Source organism: Microbulbifer maximicatervae (SeqCode) (assembly GCF_052467325.1).
In genome coordinates, this window is sequence record NZ_CP174310.1 from 3,709,550 (window position 1) to 3,726,750 (window position 17,201).

Annotated in this window: 18 protein-coding genes; 11 read left to right on the top strand and 7 right to left on the bottom strand. The window is 53.9% G+C overall.

Translation table 11 applies throughout. The features are described from left to right. Nucleotides 1–28 precede the first annotated feature (28 nt). From gmk to ACJJIE_RS16600, 4 genes are all read left to right on the top strand, one after another. Entirely contained in the window at nt 29–649 is a 621-nt protein-coding gene (gmk, locus tag ACJJIE_RS16585; RefSeq protein WP_282930629.1) for a guanylate kinase, read from the top strand. A 98-nt stretch (nt 650–747) separates the two neighbouring features. Continuing rightward, complete coding sequence (gene rpoZ, locus ACJJIE_RS16590) at nt 748–1,011, top strand: DNA-directed RNA polymerase subunit omega (RefSeq protein WP_282930628.1); 264 nt, start codon at nt 748–750, stop codon at nt 1,009–1,011. A 51-nt stretch (nt 1,012–1,062) separates the two neighbouring features. Beyond that, a complete protein-coding gene (spoT, locus tag ACJJIE_RS16595; RefSeq protein WP_282930627.1) occupies nt 1,063–3,180 on the top strand; it encodes a bifunctional GTP diphosphokinase/guanosine-3',5'-bis pyrophosphate 3'-pyrophosphohydrolase in 2,118 nt (705 codons plus the stop codon). Nucleotides 3,181–3,335: 155 nt separating this feature from the next. Next, nucleotides 3,336–3,719 (top strand): Rid family detoxifying hydrolase, encoded by a 384-nt coding sequence (locus ACJJIE_RS16600; protein ID WP_282930626.1) that lies wholly within the window; start codon nt 3,336–3,338, stop codon nt 3,717–3,719. A gap of 47 nt (nt 3,720–3,766) precedes the next feature. Here the strand turns inward: ACJJIE_RS16600 and ACJJIE_RS16605 are convergent, their stop codons facing one another. After that, a complete protein-coding gene (locus ACJJIE_RS16605; protein WP_444892381.1) occupies nt 3,767–4,651 on the bottom strand; it encodes a sugar nucleotide-binding protein in 885 nt (294 codons plus the stop codon). A 141-nt stretch (nt 4,652–4,792) separates the two neighbouring features. Next, on the bottom strand, nt 4,793–5,053 hold the full coding sequence (locus ACJJIE_RS16610) for a GlsB/YeaQ/YmgE family stress response membrane protein (RefSeq protein WP_108735039.1): 261 nt from the start codon (nt 5,051–5,053) through the stop codon (nt 4,793–4,795). 189 nt (nt 5,054–5,242) lie between these two features. Between ACJJIE_RS16610 and ACJJIE_RS16615 the strand changes: the two genes are divergently transcribed. Together ACJJIE_RS16615 and recG are read left to right on the top strand one after the other, a co-directional pair. After that, on the top strand, nt 5,243–6,166 hold the full coding sequence (locus ACJJIE_RS16615) for a hydrogen peroxide-inducible genes activator (protein WP_282930624.1): 924 nt from the start codon (nt 5,243–5,245) through the stop codon (nt 6,164–6,166). After that, nucleotides 6,145–8,250 (top strand): ATP-dependent DNA helicase RecG, encoded by a 2,106-nt coding sequence (gene recG / locus ACJJIE_RS16620; RefSeq protein WP_444892382.1) that lies wholly within the window; start codon nt 6,145–6,147, stop codon nt 8,248–8,250. The genes ACJJIE_RS16615 and recG overlap by 22 nt, the downstream gene beginning before the upstream one ends. Before the next feature lie 10 nt (nt 8,251–8,260). Here recG and ACJJIE_RS16625 read toward each other — a convergent pair whose 3' ends face one another. After that, a complete protein-coding gene (locus ACJJIE_RS16625; RefSeq protein WP_444894778.1) occupies nt 8,261–9,577 on the bottom strand; it encodes a dicarboxylate/amino acid:cation symporter in 1,317 nt (438 codons plus the stop codon). Nucleotides 9,578–9,723: 146 nt separating this feature from the next. On the opposite strand from ACJJIE_RS16625, the gene ACJJIE_RS16630 reads away from it, so the two are divergent. The 4 genes from ACJJIE_RS16630 to phoR all read left to right on the top strand — a co-directional run bounded on the left by ACJJIE_RS16630 (nt 9,724) and on the right by phoR (nt 13,483). After that, nucleotides 9,724–10,329, top strand: coding sequence for a chorismate--pyruvate lyase family protein (locus ACJJIE_RS16630; protein ID WP_444892383.1), 606 nt, complete (start codon nt 9,724–9,726; stop codon nt 10,327–10,329). After that, nucleotides 10,326–11,207, top strand: a complete 882-nt coding sequence (ubiA, locus tag ACJJIE_RS16635) for a 4-hydroxybenzoate octaprenyltransferase (RefSeq protein ID WP_444892384.1) — start codon at nt 10,326–10,328, stop codon at nt 11,205–11,207. The genes ACJJIE_RS16630 and ubiA overlap by 4 nt, the downstream gene beginning before the upstream one ends. A gap of 110 nt (nt 11,208–11,317) precedes the next feature. Next, nucleotides 11,318–12,022, top strand: coding sequence for a phosphate regulon transcriptional regulator PhoB (gene phoB / locus ACJJIE_RS16640; RefSeq protein ID WP_444892385.1), 705 nt, complete (start codon nt 11,318–11,320; stop codon nt 12,020–12,022). Between the two features lie 84 nt (nt 12,023–12,106). Next, nucleotides 12,107–13,483: a phosphate regulon sensor histidine kinase PhoR gene (gene phoR / locus ACJJIE_RS16645; protein ID WP_444892386.1), complete on the top strand. Its 1,377-nt coding sequence runs from the start codon at nt 12,107–12,109 to the stop codon at nt 13,481–13,483. A gap of 12 nt (nt 13,484–13,495) precedes the next feature. On the opposite strand, the gene ACJJIE_RS16650 is transcribed toward phoR, so the two are convergent. The 4 genes from ACJJIE_RS16650 to ACJJIE_RS16665 all read right to left on the bottom strand — a co-directional run bounded on the left by ACJJIE_RS16650 (nt 13,496) and on the right by ACJJIE_RS16665 (nt 15,801). Continuing rightward, on the bottom strand, nt 13,496–13,855 hold the full coding sequence (locus ACJJIE_RS16650) for a hypothetical protein (RefSeq protein ID WP_444892387.1): 360 nt from the start codon (nt 13,853–13,855) through the stop codon (nt 13,496–13,498). A 2-nt stretch (nt 13,856–13,857) separates the two neighbouring features. Continuing rightward, a complete protein-coding gene (locus ACJJIE_RS16655) occupies nt 13,858–14,469 on the bottom strand; it encodes a DUF938 domain-containing protein (protein ID WP_444892388.1) in 612 nt (203 codons plus the stop codon). Further along, entirely contained in the window at nt 14,466–15,242 is a 777-nt protein-coding gene (yaaA, locus tag ACJJIE_RS16660) for a peroxide stress protein YaaA (protein ID WP_444892389.1), read from the bottom strand. The genes ACJJIE_RS16655 and yaaA overlap by 4 nt, the downstream gene beginning before the upstream one ends. A 79-nt stretch (nt 15,243–15,321) precedes the next feature. After that, nucleotides 15,322–15,801, bottom strand: a complete 480-nt coding sequence (locus ACJJIE_RS16665) for a DUF4265 domain-containing protein (RefSeq protein WP_108735048.1) — start codon at nt 15,799–15,801, stop codon at nt 15,322–15,324. A gap of 72 nt (nt 15,802–15,873) precedes the next feature. Here ACJJIE_RS16665 and ACJJIE_RS16670 point away from each other — a divergent pair, with 72 nt between their 5' ends. Continuing rightward, the gene (locus tag ACJJIE_RS16670) at nt 15,874–17,160 is read left to right on the top strand and encodes a M48 family metalloprotease (protein ID WP_444892390.1); all 1,287 of its coding nucleotides are present in this window, start codon (nt 15,874–15,876) and stop codon (nt 17,158–17,160) included. The last annotated feature ends 41 nt before the right edge of the window (nt 17,161–17,201 follow it).

Here is a 17,201-nt window from a genome sequence, read left to right on the forward strand (position 1 = left end):
GGCTCTTTGCTCGCGAACAGGATCAGTTGTGCAAACAGGAACTCTCTACACCGTCTCCGCCCCCTCCGGTGCAGGAAAAACCAGCTTGGTCAAAGCGCTGGTAAACAGCGACAGTCAGGTTACCGTATCGGTTTCCCATACCACTCGCGCCATGCGCCCAGGTGAGACCCATGGCATTGACTATCACTTTGTCGAGCGGGAAGAGTTTTTGGCAATGCTGGAGCGCGATGCTTTTTTTGAGCACGCCCAAGTTTATGGCGATAATTACTACGGCACCGCCAAAGCTGAGATCGAAGAGACTCTTGCCAGTGGTCGCGATGTAATCCTAGAGATCGATTGGCAGGGGGCCGAACAGGTTCGTCGCCTGCGACCTGATGCAGTGGGTATTTTTATTTTGCCTCCGTCCCAGGAAGCCCTGCGCGAGCGCCTCACCGGACGCGGTCAGGACGATCAAGCGGTCATTGATCGCCGTATGGACCAGGCCATCGACGAAATGACCCATTATGTCGCCGCAGATTACCTGGTAATCAACGATAACTTCGACCAAGCGTTAACAGAGCTGCGTGCGATTATCGTTGCCCAGCGACAGCGCTTAGAGCTGCAGCAACTGCGCCACGGCGACCTACTTCAGGCACTGTTGCGCCACTGAACCAATTGATCGAATTGCATACATTTCCCGGTCCGGTAAAATAGCCGGTCCCCTGTACAGAATTTGCCTTCGGGCACAGCAAATGGAAACGAAAGTTTATGGCACGTATTACCGTTGAAGATTGCCTTGAGCATGTGGACAACCGCTTCGAGCTCGTTATCGTCGGCAGCAAACGCGCCCGTCAGATCGCTACAGGCGGCAGGGATCCATTGGTTCCCGAAGAAAACGATAAGCCCACGGTAATTGCCCTGCGCGAAATCGAAGAGGGCCTGGTGGATGCCGCCATCCTCGACGAGCCGGAACGCGAAGAGGCACCTGCTCCTATCGTTACCCCCAACTACCTAACAGATCAGCAAGTCTGATCAGGTCTCTTACTAGGTACTTTTTGAGTTTTACGAGAGGCGCGCGCGGCATTGCACACCATAGATAGTTTGGCCCACCGCCTCTCCTCATACCTTCCCCCCGACCAGATCCAAATCGTTCGCCGCGCCTATTTTTACGCGGAGCAGGCTCACGATGGTCAGCAGCGCCGTTCCGGCGAGCCCTATGTCACCCACCCGCTGGCAGTTGCCACTATTCTCGCGGGCATGCATATGGATCACGAGAGCCTGGCGGCAGCCATGTTGCACGATGTGATCGAGGATACGGGTATCCCCAAGGCAGCTCTGGCTGAGCAGTTTGGTGGAGAGGTTGCCGACCTGGTCGATGGGGTCTCGAAACTAACCCAGTTCGAGACCGACAGCCCGGCAGAAAAGCAGGCGGAAAACTTCCAGAAGATGGCGCTAGCCATGGCCCGCGATATCCGCGTGATTCTGGTCAAGCTGGCCGACCGCCTGCACAACATGCGCACTCTCGGCGCACTGAAACCGCAGAAGCGTGCCCGTATTGCCCGCGAGACGCTGGAGATCTACGCACCCATCGCCCACCGACTGGGTATGAACGACGTTCGTATCGAGTTCGAGGATCGCGCTTTTTTTGCCATCTACCCACTGCGTGCCAGCCGCTTGCGCGCCGCCCTGGTCGCCGCCCGCGGCAATCGCAAAGAGCTGCTGGAACAAATTCAGAATGCTATAGAACTGCGCTTGCAGCGGGAGGGCATCAGCTCTCTGGTGATTGGTCGGGAAAAGCACCTATTTAGCATCTACCAAAAGATGCGCGCCAAGAAGAAGTCCTTTAAGGAGATAATGGATGTCTACGCTTTCCGCATCATTGTGGACAGTGTGGATACCTGTTACCGGGTTCTCGGTGTTATGCACAGCCTGTACAAACCGGTAATCTCCGAGTTTAAAGATTACGTCGCTATCCCCAAATCCAATGGCTACCAGTCACTGCACACAGTGCTGCTGGGTATGCACGGGGTGCCCATTGAAGTTCAGGTCCGCACCAAGGAAATGGATGAAATGGCCAACAGTGGCATTGCTGCCCACTGGCTGTACAAAGCCTCCGGCGATGAGGTGATCAATACCGGTGGCACCAGCCAGGTGCGCGCACGGCGCTGGGTCCAGGGACTGCTAGAGATGCAGCAGCGCGCCGGCGACTCGCTAGAGTTTATTGAAAACGTAAAAATTGACCTGTTCCCGGATGAAGTTTACGTCTTTACCCCTAAAGGACAGATCGTCGACCTCCCCGCAGGAGCCACTGCTGTGGACTTCGCCTATTCCGTACACACGGATATCGGCAACTCCTGTGTTGCCGTGCGTATCAATCAGCGCCTGGCCCCTTTGTCCCAACCTCTGGAGAGCGGGCAAAAAGTCGAGATTCTCACGCGCAAAACTGCACAGCCAAACCCTAACTGGCTCAATTTTGTAGTAACCGCCAAAGCGCGCAGTGCTATCCGTCACTTCCTCAAGCACCAGCGTCACCACGATTCCATTACCCTGGGCCGGCGCCTGCTGGAAAAAGCACTCAGTAAGTTCGACACAAGCCTAGACGCGCTATCACCAGAGCAATTAGAAGCGGGCCTCAAAGAAGCTAAATGCGCAACTTTGGACAAGCTGCTGGAAGAGATAGGTATGGGCAGTAAAGTGGCCTTCTCTGCCGCTAAATTACTCGCGCCCGTCACCAGTGAAGAGACTGAAGCCAGCAATATCTCTTCTCCCTTAACGATCGATGCCCAAGAGGGCATGATGATCAGTTTTGCCCGCTGTTGCCGTCCTATTCCCGGGGATGCCATTATCGGCCATATCAGCTCGGGCAAAGGCGTAGTAGTACACCGCGACACCTGCCGCAATACCGGTGATTTTCGCGAGCACCCAGAAAACATCATGCTGGTGAACTGGTCACCGGATGTGACAGGGGAGTTCCTCGGTGATGTGCGGGTAGAAGTCGAGTCAGAGAGAGGGATTATTGCCCGACTGGCTACTCGTATTACGGAAGAGGGCGCCAGCATCGAGCAGATCAATGTGGATGAGAAGGATGCTCACAACAGCGTGATCTCCCTGACCCTGGAAGTCAGTGGCCGTGTACATTTGGCGCGGGTTATGAAGCGCCTGCGCAACCTCCCTTCTGTCATACGCATCGCCCGCCCTTGAGGAACACAAGGGAATCCCATTGGGAACTGCCATTAGGCTTCAAAGCGCGATATATTTAACCGACTTCTGAAAGCCCCGCAAATAAGTATGGGATTATTCGGAAGTTCCGTATAGGTCTTCCTTTTCAACAATATTGATAAGTAATGGAGTACCCCATGCCCAATCGAGCCGTTATTAAAACCGACCGGGCACCCGCCGCAGCTGGTACCTATTCCCAGGCAGTAAAAGTGGATAATACTGTTTACCTGTCGGGACAAATCGCTCTGGACCCAGAGACACAACAGATGATTAGCGGAGGTTTTAGCGATGAAGTCCACCAGGTCTTTCGCAACCTCAGCGCAGTCTGTGAGGCCTCTGACGGATCGCTCCAGCATATTGTGAAACTCAATCTCTACATTACCGACAGCAGCAACTTTGCCGCTGTAAATGAGATAATGGCAGAGTTTTTCGAAGAGCCTTATCCCGCCAGGGCAACCGTCGTCGTCAAGGAGTTGCCGCGGGGAGCCCTTTTTGAAGCCGAAGCGATTATGGTGACCTGAGGCAAGAAGTTCTCGCCGATGCTGTGGCAATAATTGAGGAGGGCAGCTCAGCCCTCCGACTCCAACAGAGCGCTATAGCCCACCTTGTAATCTGGATACTTCAATTCGTAACCACTGGACAGCATCAACTGATTGCTGAGCTTTTTCGAGCGGCGCTCGCTCGTTTGCACAATCTCGCGCAGGTGGGCACTGGTATATCCCATCGCTTTTACCAACCACTGTTGCAGCTCGTACATCGGCACAGGCTGGCTATCGGCGCCTATGTAAAGGGGCTCTGGGATCCACCCCTGTTTGTGCCTTTCAATAAGGTGCAATAAAAAACCAATACAATCATCGACATGGATACGATTGCTGTATTGCGGTGGCTGGGGAGGAGCGCAGCGACCAGCGCGAACCTGCGACAACAAGCGATCTCGACCAGGCCCATAAATTCCCGCAAAGCGCACAATGCAACTGCTGGGAATTGCATTGCGAATGATCTCTTCAGCTGCCAGCAAACTATCTCCCTGAAAACCGCTGGGCATAGGTAAAGTTTGCTCATCGATAAAGTCGTCGCCGCTCTGGCCATAAACACGAGTAGATGAAACCCAAATAACCAAGCGCGGTGGGGATGGAAGGTACGGAACAACTTCAGCGACTGCCTTTGCCGTTTCCACATAGGCGCGGTGATAGCCGGTTGGTGTGTGCTCAGTGGGGGTAAATGTCGCGAGAATGACATCCGCCCCCGTAGACAACAAGCGTTCAATATCCTCTTTCTTAGTGGCATCCCCCCGGCGCCAATTCACCACATCTGCCCGGCGCTTACTCGCCAGAGCTACCAGGGGATTGCGCCGCATTCCATAAACCGCGTATTGCTTTCGGTCTATATGCAGTGCCAGTCTCGCCCCGAGGTCACCACACCCAAGGATCCAAAGCTTTTCTTGTTGTGTCATATAGTTCCCGGTGAACAATCTTTGCTGCTCACCTTATTCCCTTGATTCAGTGCTATTCAGTCCTAAGGTGCTGGGGTCATTTGGGCAAATTCAAATTCGGAATGCTTATAGTTCGCCGCCGAGGCTCTCCCCAAAGGCGGACTAGTTGCCACGCCTTTTGAACATGCGATAGATCGCAAGAAAAATTATCGCACCAATCGTAGCCGTTATTATGTCGCCAATTCCGAAACCAGTCACTGGGCCACCGAATCCAATCAGGGCACCCAGCCAGCCTCCAATAAAGGCACCGACAATGCCGATGACCATAGTGACTATCCAACCACCAGGATCTCTCCCGGGCATAATCCACTTTGCCAAAGCGCCGGCAATCAACCCGAGAATGACCCAGGACAGAACTCCCATGACGTATCTCCGTTCGGTGTGCCCCTTACAGATATAGCAAAATTTTGCGCCTCAATCCCACCTGAATTCCCAAAACTAGTAAATTTTCCCAATATTCGCTCTCAGCTTACAGATTGAGACAGGGTATTGGCCAGCGGCGATTATTTATGAATAATTACTATTACTAATGGCCATCTAATTGCCTCAACCATGACTCTCAATGAACTGCGCTATATCGTAACTCTCGCCCAGGAACAGCATTTTGGCCGTGCCGCCGAGCGCTGTTACGTCAGCCAACCGACACTCTCTATCGCGGTAAAGAAACTGGAGAAAGAGCTCGGTGTCGCCCTGTTTGAGCGCTCAAAAACTCGAGTGCAGGCAACACCATTGGGCGAGAGAATTGTCGCCCAGGCCCAGCTGGTTCTGGAACAATCAGCAGCCATCAAAGACATTGCCAGCGCCGGCAAGGACCAGCTGGCTAGCCCCCTGTCTGTTGGCGCCATCTTTACTATTGGGCCCTACCTGTTCCCACACTTTATTCCCCAACTACAGCATTTGGCACCAGAAATGCCACTCTATGTTGAGGAGGGATATACCGCCACGCTGAGACAGAGGCTACGCAAGGGCGAACTGGATGCCATCATTATTGCTCTCCCCTTTACCGAGCCCGACGTTGTCACCCAACCCCTGTACGACGAGCCATTTGTTGTATTGATGCCCGCAGGCCATCCACTTACAAAGCAGGAGGTTATCTCCCCGGATCAACTCACTGAAGACAATGTGCTTCTGCTGGGTGAGGGCCACTGCTTCCGTGATCAGGTACTGGAAGCTTGTCCACACCTGCAACTAACCATGGAAAAAGAAGCGGGCGGCGGCAGCATACGCACAGCCGCAGATGGCAGCTCACTGGAAACACTCCGCCATATGGTGGCCTCAGGGCTTGGAATTACCGTATTGCCACTCTCAGCCGCCACCGCATCACAGTACGCCAGTGGCCTGCTGGAGACCCGCCCCTTTACCGCACCGGGCCCACGCCGCACCGTAGCACTGGCCTGGCGGGCAAGCTTCCCCCGACACCGCGCAATCGACATACTGCGAGAGGCCATCAGCCAGTGTCACCTGACCGTGGGATAGATAACAACCTGGCCGAGCTGCCCGTTACCACCCTCAAAGGCGTGGGGGATAAATTTGCTCAGGTGTTGGCCAAACTCCATATCAACTCCCTACAGGATTTGGTTTTCCACTTGCCTCTACGCTACCAGGACCGCACCCGGGTGGTGCCTATTGCCGGCCTCACCGCCGGTATGGATGTGGTAATCGAAGGGGAGGTCAGTGCCGCCGATGTCGTATTCGGCCGCCGCCGCAGCCTGGTGGTCAGATTACAGGATGGCAGCGGTACCTTAACTCTGCGCTTTTTTCATTTTTCTGCCGCACAGAAAAGCCGCTTTGCCCGAGGAACCCGAATACGCTGCTTTGGGGAGGCCCGTCGCGGAGCCAATGGCCTGGAGCTCTACCACCCGGAAACGGAAATCGTCGGTATCGACAATGCGGAGACCGTAGATACCCTTACGCCGGTTTACCCGCTAACAGAAGGCGTGAGCCAGGCCCGTATGCGAGGATTGGTGGAGCAGGCACTGGTTCTACTGAAAAACGGCGCTGTTACCGAGTTCTTGCCGGCAGAGCTGTTACCCAAATCTCTGCGCTACCCCCTCAGGGACGCCTTGCTGTATTTGCACGCCCCTCCGGCTGGCACCCAGCTAGATCAACTGGCAGCAGGTACTCACCCCGCCCAGCAGCGTCTGGCCCTGGAAGAGTTACTGGCACACCATCTGAGTCTGCTGGAGTTGAGGCGCAATAGCGCTAGGGTAGCGGCACCACCTCTGTCCGTTAACCGATCCCTGGAGCGAGACTTTTTGTCGCGTCTGCCATTTTCCCTCACCGGAGCACAGCAGAGAGTTTGTGAGGAAATCGCCGAGGATCTGGCTCAGCAAAGCCCGATGATGCGCTTATTGCAGGGAGATGTGGGCGCGGGAAAGACCCTGGTCGCCGCTATGGCTGCCCTCAAGGGCATCGGGACCGGCGCCCAAGTAGCAGTCATGGCACCGACAGAAATCCTGGCAGAGCAGCACCGAATCAATTTTTGTAACTGGCTGGAACCTCTGGGTATTGAAGTTGCTCAGCTAACGGGCAGCTTAAAGGCTGCCGAGCGGCGTAAACAGCTGGGCAAGATAGCCAGTGGCGAGGCCCAGTTAGTGGTGGGCACCCACGCACTCTTCCAGGAGGAGGTGGCTTTCCACAACCTGGTGTTAGTGATTATCGACGAGCAACACCGCTTTGGCGTACAGCAACGTCTGGAGCTGCGTGAGAAAGGGGCAGCAAGTGGAGCTACCGGCAGGCTGCAACCCCACCAGCTGATTATGACCGCTACACCGATTCCCCGCACCCTCGCGATGTCCGCCTTCGCCGACCTGGATTGCTCGATCATCGATGAGCTGCCGCCGGGGCGCCAACCCATCAACACCGTTGCCATTGCCAATGATCGACGCGACCAGGTTATGGAACGGGTGCAAAGCGCTATCGCCGAGGGCCGCCAGGCCTACTGGGTCTGTACCCTTATCGAGGAATCGGAAAGTCTGCAGGCCCAGGCCGCAGAATCAACCGCCGAAGAGCTCGCCGAAATGCTCGAAGGCGTTCGCGTAGCCTTGGTACACGGCCGCCTGAAGCCAGAGCAAAAAGAGCAGGTGATGAGCGCCTTCAAGGCCGGGGAAGTGGATTTGCTGGTGGCAACCACGGTCATTGAAGTGGGCGTAGACGTGCCCAATGCCAGCCTGATGATTATCGAAAACCCCGAACGCCTGGGCCTGGCCCAATTGCACCAGTTGCGCGGCAGGGTCGGGCGCGGCTCCATCGCCAGCCACTGCGTGCTGCTGTACGGCACACCGCTATCGCAGAATGGTCGCGCCCGCTTGCAAGCGCTGCGTCAACACAGTGATGGTTTTGCTATTGCAGAGGAAGACCTGCGTCTGCGCGGTCCCGGTGAAATCCTCGGCACCCGCCAGACCGGGGAGATCCAGCACCGCATCGCAGACTTGCAGAGAGATGCTGAACTGCTGCCGCAAGTGCAAAAAATTGCTACTTCCCATCAATTGACAGAGGGCATGCGACAACAGTTGATTAAACGCTGGTTACAGAACAAGCCCCGATTTGCCGAGGCTTGAGGAGAGCGCCCTAGTGGGCGCCTACTGTGTTGTTGTCGTTAATGCTGACACTCTTGTAATTGGCATCGTAGTAAGTCTCTTCGTCCAGGGCACCTTCACTCTTCGCCACGACACTACTTACTACCGCGTCACCGGTAATATTGACCGCCGTGCGCACCATATCCAGCAGGCGATCTACGCCGATCACAATGGCAATCCCCTCGAGCGGCAGACCCACCTGCTGCAATACCATACCCAACATAATCAGGCCGACGCCGGGCACCCCAGCAGTACCGATAGACGCCAGGGTTGCTGTCAGGATCACCGTCAGGAAGCCGGTCAGGCCGATCTCAATTCCAAAGAACTGGGCAATAAAGACCGTAGCCACACCCTGCATAATCGCGGTGCCATCCATATTGATGGTCGCGCCTAAAGGAACAGTAAATGCGGCAATTTTATTATCCACGCCCAAGCGTTTCTCCACAGTTGCCAGGGTAACCGGAATGGTGGCTGCAGAAGAAGCTGTACTGAAAGCAAAAATCATGGTTGGGCGCATCTTCTTAAGCAACTCCAACGGATTAAGGCCACTTAGCAGTTTTAGAATCACTGCGTAAGTACCAAAAGCATGCAGAAGCAGAGCGCCGAGTACGACTAGGAAATACTTGCCGAGCTGAATCAACCCTTCAACCCCAAGGTCGGCAAAAGTCTTCGCAAGCAGAGCAAATACGCCATAAGGGGCAAATACCATCAGCACACCGACCATGCGCAATACAACGGTATTGAGGTCATTAAAGAAAGCGGCAATACGTTGACCCGGCTCCCCGCAACGGGAAATCGCATAGCCCATCAACAGGGCAAAAACGATAATCTGCAGCATATTTCCCTCAGCCATAGCGGCAACAGGGTTGGTCGGGAATATATTGACCAGTACCTCTGAAAGCGGTGGGGACTCCTTCGGCACAAATGTTGAAGCGGCTTCAGCTGCGGCTTCATTAACACCAACTCCAGGCTGGAAGATCAATGCCAGACACAACGCCAAAGTAATGGCGATAGCCGTTGTCACCATATAAAGAAGGACAGTTTTACCCGCCAGCGGTCCAATTCGGCTGCCTTCCGATAGGGCACAGGCACCGCTGATCAGTGATACCAGCACCAAAGGCACCACCATCAACTTCAGCGACGCGATAAAGATACGACCAATAACATCGAATAGGCCTTCGGTTAGGTAAAGGTTAATAGCGCTGTTTACACCGGCACCGAACAACTGGCTCATATTCAAGAAATTGAATATGCACCCAACGGCAATACCCGCAATCATCCCCACTAAGATTTTGGTAGTAAGCCCCATAACAAGCTTCTCTTTATGAATCGTTGTTTTCATTGCAGTGAGCACTATATCCATTGCCGTGCTGGGGAGCAAAAATCCAACAGGGAGAGACCTGCTGCCACCGGCCGGGATACAATGGGGTCTTTACCCAGACTGCGGAGTTATCGTTGCACCAATCACCATTTGTGCCCTCTGGCGATTGGCAGAGTTTGCCTCTAGACACACAACAGCAACCGCCCAACACCCTGGTGCCCTGGCTGACCTATTCCGACTCGCTCACCGCCGCTCTCAAGCAGCAAAGTGGCGGGGACTTTTATGTCCGTGTGCTTTATCAAGGTTGGCAGCCTCCCCGCCCTGAAGAAGTTCGCGCACTGGGACTGAACCCTAGCAGTCGCGCCCTGATTCGGGAGGTATTGCTCTATGGTTGCGGGCAGCCCTGGGTGTATGCCCGCAGCGTGTTACCTGAGCGCAGCCTGCAGGGAAAATCTCGCAATCTGCGCAGCCTGGATGCCCGCCCACTGGGGGAGCTGCTGTTTAGTGAACCGGGCATTCGCAGAGGGGAAATCACCCTCAACCTGCTGCAAAAATCTCCTGGCTGCGCCGATCACGAACTTGGAGATAAAGATTTTGAAGTCTGGGGGCGCCGCTCGGTATTCTGGTTGCGAGACAAGCCCTTGCTGGTAGCGGAAGCTTTTCTCCCCAACTTCAAGCCGACAGGTGATCCCATACCACAAGAAGCTGCCCAAACTATCGCAACTGAGGACTCACTGTGATCAGCCAACAGATCGCACAACGCTGGCCCACCGTGCTGCCCTACTGGCAGCTGACACGTATGGATAAGCCTATAGGTTCACTGCTGTTGCTCTGGCCCACTTGGTGCGCACTATGGTTAGCCGCTGAAGGATGGCCGGGATTTCACTTGTTTCTCGTTTTTACACTCGGTGTGATCCTAATGCGGGCGGCAGGCTGCGCAGTGAATGATTTTGCCGATCGCAAAATTGACGCCCATGTAAAGCGCACCGCAGGGCGTCCCCTGGCCACCGGTGCGCTGACTCCAAAATCTGCCTTGGCGCTTTTCGCCGGGCTCAGCGCTGCCGCCTTCCTACTGGTACTCACCACCAACACACTCACGATTCTCCTATCGTTTTTAGCCCTGGCCCTGGCATTCGGTTATCCCTTTGCGAAGCGCCACACATACCTCCCCCAGCTGGTCTTGGGTGCCGCCTTTAGTATGGGAATTCCCATGGCATTCGCAGCGGTTACAGGAGAAGTGCCAGCAGAGGCCTGGTTGCTCTATACCGCCAACCTGGTTTGGACCCTGTGCTATGACACTTTCTATGCGATGGTGGACCGCGATGATGACCTTCAAATCGGTGTTAAATCCACAGCTATTTTGTTTGGGGAGATGGACAAGGTCATAACAGGTGCCTTACAACTTATAGTTCTAGCGGCCCTACTACTGATTGGGTCAAATTTCACACTCGGACCTCTTTACTACTTAGCGCTATTACCCGTTACGGGTTTATTCGTTTATCAGCAGTGGCTAGTTCGAAACAGGGCGCGAGAGGGCTGTTTTCAAGCTTTTATCAACAATAATTGGGTAGGGTTTGCCATTTTCGCCGGCATATCGCTGCATTTTCTGCTGAATTAAAGACATAGTGGGCACCGGAAGCTGGGCGTCATATATTTGTCATATAAATCCCGTTTAATCCTCGGCCATAACTGGGGAAACCCTGACAACAGAGCGGGTATGGCAGGCAAATGCACAGTAAAACGATCCTGATTGTCGATGACGAATCCGCAGTGCGCGATATGCTGCGGGTCGCACTAGAAATGGCAGATTACCGATGTCTTGAGGCGGAGAACGCCCAGGAAGCTCACGCCCTGATAATCGACGAGAAGCCAGACTTAGTTTTGCTCGACTGGATGCTACCGGATGTTTCCGGGGTAGAGCTGGCAAGGCGCCTCAAGCGCGATGAACTCACCACCTCATTGCCGATCATCATGCTCACGGCAAAAGGTGAAGAAGACAATAAAATCAAAGGGTTAGAGACTGGGGCCGACGATTACATCACCAAGCCTTTCTCTCCCCGGGAGCTGGTTGCACGCTTGAAGGCCGTACTGCGCCGCGCGGGCCCGGCAACACCCGAGGAACCCCTCAACGCCGGTGCATTGATACTAGATCCCCTCAGCCACCGGGTAACTATCAAGGGACAGCCGGTGGATATGGGGCCAACGGAGTTTCGCCTGCTCACCTTCTTCCTTTCACACCAAGAGCGCGCCTATACACGCACCCAGCTTCTTGATCATGTGTGGGGCGGAAACGTCTATGTAGAGGAGCGCACTGTGGATGTACATATCCGCCGACTGCGCAAAGCCCTGGCCATTGATGGCCACGACCGCTATATCCAGACAGTTCGCGGCACCGGGTATCGGTTTTCTGTGCAAACTGCAGAAAAAGTGTGACAATCCCTTCTGGATCGGTACCGATCCCTGCAGAATCAAACCTCCGCACTTGACGAGTGCGGGCCTGGTTCCATGAGGTATTGAATGCGGGCGGAAGAGGCTGTGCCACTGCCGCCATCTATCAGGCAACACGGCAACTCTATGTTGGATCGCAGTATTGGCGAGTTTTCGCGTTTCGTAATTATAACCCTGGGGTGCACCATTCTCGGTGCCACCTCCGGCAGCTGGTCTCTCGCCCTGATTGCGGGACTGGCCAGCTACCTGATCTCAGTGCTGTGGCAACAGCAACGTTTCAACCGCTGGCTGGCAAACGGCAGACGCGGCCCAGCCCCCACCGCCTTTGGCATTTGGGGCGAAATCTACGACGACTTTTACCGAATGCAGCGGCGCCACCGCCGCGAGAAGCAAAAATTGCATGTGATGCTGCGCCGGGTGCAAGACAGTACCAGCGCACTGCGCGAAGGCATTGTAGCCCTGGAAGACGGCGATAACCTGGCTTGGTGGAACCCTGCAGCAGGTGAACTCCTTGGGTTACAGGCCAGTGATTCCGGCCAGTCATTAGTCAACTTTGTCCGCGACCCCGGCTTTGTCAGCTATATGCACGGTGATAACAGCGGAGAACCCCTCACTCTGCCCGCACCTGGCAATGAGGCGCGCATGCTACAGCTGGAAGTCACCCGTTACGGTAAAGACGAGGCCTTGGTCATTGTTCGTGACATCACCCGTTTGCACAACCTCGAACAGATGCGCCGGGATTTTGTCGCCAATGTTTCCCATGAGCTGCGCACCCCCCTCACGGTAATTGCCGGCTACCTGGAAACACTGCAAAGCAGTGATATGGCACCGCCTCCCTGGAGAAAGCCTCTGGCACAAATGGAAGAGCAGGCTGGCCGTATGAGCACGTTGGTCAATGACCTGCTGCTATTGGCTCGCCTGGAAACCTCAGAACGCAAAAGCGGGGATATGGCTGTAGCTGTGCCGGAACTGATTGAGCGGGTAGCCCAGGAAGCGCGCAGCTTCAGTGGCGACCGCCACCATATCGAAGTCCATTGCGAGGGGGACTACTACCTCAATGGAGACCCCAGCGAGTTACACAGCGCTTTCGCCAACCTGGTTTTAAATGCAGTGAAATACACTCCCGAAGAGGGCGAGATTCAATTGCGCTGGTCGTTGGATGACAAAGGCGGGCACTTTTCCGTAGAGGATAACGGTATCGGTATCGATTCGATCCATATTCCCCGTTTGACTGAACGCTTCTATCGAGTTGATCCAGGCCGCTCACGGGACAGCGGCGGCACCGGTCTCGGACTGGCAATCGTTAAGCATGTGTTGCTGCGACACAATGGAGAAATGAGTGTAGAAAGCACGCCCGGGCAGGGCAGTCTCTTCACGCTTCACTTTCCGCCAGCAAAGCTGGCTCAAAAACCAGCATCCAGGTTGAGTTCTGAAGCCGCTAATTAAAGCGGCTTTCGATTACTCCAGTTCCTGCAGCTGCACTTCTTTGCCATCTTTGATATAGCTGGCCGTACCCTCTTTACCCAGAGCGTTTGCTTCCCGGCGCAAAACCAAATGGTGCAACTGCAAATCACCATCGCGCAGCAGCATATGCTCGTTACCCTCATCATCGGTAGGCAGGGCCTTAACACCGATAAGAGCATCTCGCAGAGCGCGCAACTTGGGCACATCGCGGTAGCGATTTAAGTCATTCGACAAACGAGCTTTCATACGCTCACTCTCATGTAGCGCCGCCGCTGTCTCACGGTACTTGGCAAAAAAGAATACGGCTCCAATGGCAAAGGCTACGATCACCGCTATTTCAAACCACTCAGGCATAGTTACTCCTTATTATCATTTTTGCGCCAAACCATTAATTGATTATTGGCCGGCAAGAAATTTAGTTCTGTGCGACTGAACCCCGTACTCTCTGCCAGCTGATCGAGCCATTCGAGATCGCGAATCCCCCGCTGGGGATCATGCTCCTTCAACTGGTTATCAAAATCAGCATTAGTAGGGCCAATAAACTCTCCTGCAATTTTCACTGGACCGTAAACGATCAACAAACCTTCCGGCTCCAGAACATCGGCACTGTGCAGAAAGAACTTTTGCACTAGTTCAGCCGACATAATATGTAAGGTGTTTGCAGTGAAAATAGCATCAGCCGAAATCTCGGGCCAAGAATCGCCAACATCGAGCACTAGCGGCTGTGGCAGGTTGCTACTGGGGACCTCCGCCAGCCAGGACTTTACGGCCTCCAGCTGTTGCGATCGCTCTGAAGTTTGCCACTCAAGATGCGGTAAATGCGGAGCAAAATATACTGCGTGCTGGCCAGTACCACTGCCAACCTCAAGTACATTGCGGCTAGAAGCCAGCAGGCGCGTCAAGTGTTGGAGAATCGGCTCGCGATTGCGCCCGCAGGAGGGTGCATCGGGCAATTCATTACTAATCACTGCGGCTCATCCCGGGTGAACACCCAATCCCACTCAGTGGACATATTCGGGTTATAGACATAACCGGCCACATCAAACCCTTTCAGCTCTTCAGCCTTCTTTACCCTCTGGTCAATGGCCCAGCGACTCATCATGCCTCTGGCTTTTTTAGCGAAGAAGCTAATCATCTTATACTGACTATTTTTCAGGTCCTTAAAATGCGGGGTGATCACCTGAGCATCGAGCTGCTTGGTTTTAACTGATTTGAAATATTCATTGGATGCCAGGTTTACCAACTCGCGACTCTTCACGCCCTGCAACTGCGCATTCAATGCTTCAGTAATCTTATCTCCCCAAAATTCATAGAGATTCTTACCCTTGGCATTTTCAAATTTAGTGCCCATCTCGAGACGATAGGGTTGCATCAAGTCCAGTGGGCGCAGCAAACCATAGAGGCCAGAAAGCATACGCAAGTGTTTTTGCGCATAGGCAAAGTCCCGCTTCCCCATAGTCTCCGCCTCCAATCCGGTATAGACATCACCTTTAAAGGCGAGCAGGGCCGGGCGGGCGTTGTTATCGGTAAACGGGCGTTTCCACGCGTGGAAACGATCGTAGTTCAAGACTCCCAACTTGTCTGAAATCTTCATCAGGCTGGAAACCTGCTGTGGGCTCAATTCGCGCAGCTCTTTAATCAGGGCTGCTGACTCTTTCAAAAAGTCCGGCTGGGTAGTTTCCAATGAGGGAATATCACTGTCATAGTCCAGGGTTTTCGCCGGTGAAATAACTATTAACATCAGGTGCCTTCTCACTTCGCTATCGCCTCAACCACACACTACCAAGCTATTGTGGCTGGCCCAAATATATCGCGGATGTTTACTCCGGCTTTAGAACGTCCTGCCACCAGTTGAGCGGGGTCTGCCCATCTTTGGGGTCATAAACATTGCCGTAATACCAAACACTATTAGCCCCATCGCAGGCACTGTTGAGGATTTCCTCAATCTTATCGAACCCACAGCTGACATGAATGCTGTAAACCAATACGCGCGGTGCTTCGAGATCCAACTCACCCCCGAGCTTTTCCAGCTGTGGGGTCAATTTATCTGACAGTTCCGTGCTATCGCCGCGACAAAAAATACGCACCGCCAAATTGCCCGAGCGCTTTACCAACTCAAATTGCTGGGTGTCTTTATCGACCTTAATGTAATCCCCACTGGCGATTCCTTTAATAAAGACCGGGGATCGCACCAGCTGGCAGCTATCATCCTCGCTCACACGAACCTGCAGCCGCTCCACCACAGGCTCACCTTCGGGATTGTTGCCCGCAAATAACTCAATGACTTGAAGTGCCGTCATAAACCTCAATTCCCGTACTGTGTACAATGAGTAACCATTCTAATGACTCAACATTATACAGGGAGGAAGGCAATGATCTCGCGTACCCAAGCACTTACAGCATGTGTCGCATTTTGGACAACGACGATTCTCGGGGGGTGCGTTGTCAATCCAGTCACCGGCGAACGTCAGGTATCACTGATATCCGCGCAAGAGGACATTCAACTGGGACAGCAGCATTACGCAGCGAACCAACAGCAGCAGGGCGGCCAATACACCATTGATCCGACCCTGCAAAACTACGTCAGTCAGGTTGGCCAAAAGCTGGCGCGGGTCTCAGACCGCCCCCAGCTACCTTACGAGTTTGTGGTTCTGAACAACTCAGTACCCAATGCCTGGGCCCTGCCCGGCGGCAAAATTGCCATCAATCGGGGCCTGCTGGTGCTACTCGATGACGAAGCTGAACTCGCCGCCGTGCTGAGCCATGAAATAGTTCACGCCGCTGCGCGCCATTCCGCAACTGCGATGTCACAACAACAATTATTGGGCGCAGGCCTGGCCATTGTTGGAGCTGCCACACAGAACTCCGGCTACTCTGACTTGATCTCCACCGGGACTCAACTGGGGGGCTCCGCCTATATTGCCCGCTACAGTCGCGGCAATGAGTTAGAGTCAGATCAATACGGCATGAAATATATGGCCGCTGCGGGATATGACCCCCAGGGGGCCGTACGCCTGCAAAGAAAGTTTGTTGAACTGTCGGAGGGGAGACAAACTGGTGGGCTGGAAGCACTCTTTGCCAGCCATCCCCCTTCCCAATCCCGTGTCAGCGCTAATATCAAGCACAGTCAATCTCTACCTAAAGGGGGAATCACCAACCAGGCCGCCTACCAAAAAGCCATAGCGCAATTAAAGCGCGATGCCGATGCTTATAAGAATTACGACAATGCAATTGCCGCAGCCAATAATAAAAATTTCGACTCTGCACTAACCCTGGTAAGAAAAGCCCAAAAACAGCAACCCAAAGAAGCTGCCTTTTATGCGCTAGAAGGCGATTTACTCAGCCAAAAAAAACAGTATAAAAATGCCCGCAAGGCATACGACAGAGCCATTCAAAAAGATCCAGCACTATTTTCGTATTGGTTAAAGCGAGGGATCACTAATATCAAATTAAAACATTATAGTTCTGCAGAGGGCGACTTAACCAGATCCCTACGCTATCTGGATACCGCTTACGCTCACTACTACCTTGGCCAGACCTATGAGAGACAGGGAAATAAGCAAAGTGCTTACAAGCACTATCAGGAAGCTGCCGGGGCCGGAGGGGAAATTGGCACCATGGCACAAAATCGAATAAAAGCCATCGCCAACAAGGGATAAATAAATCCGATTAAAATAAAAGGGCTATCTGAGATAGCCCT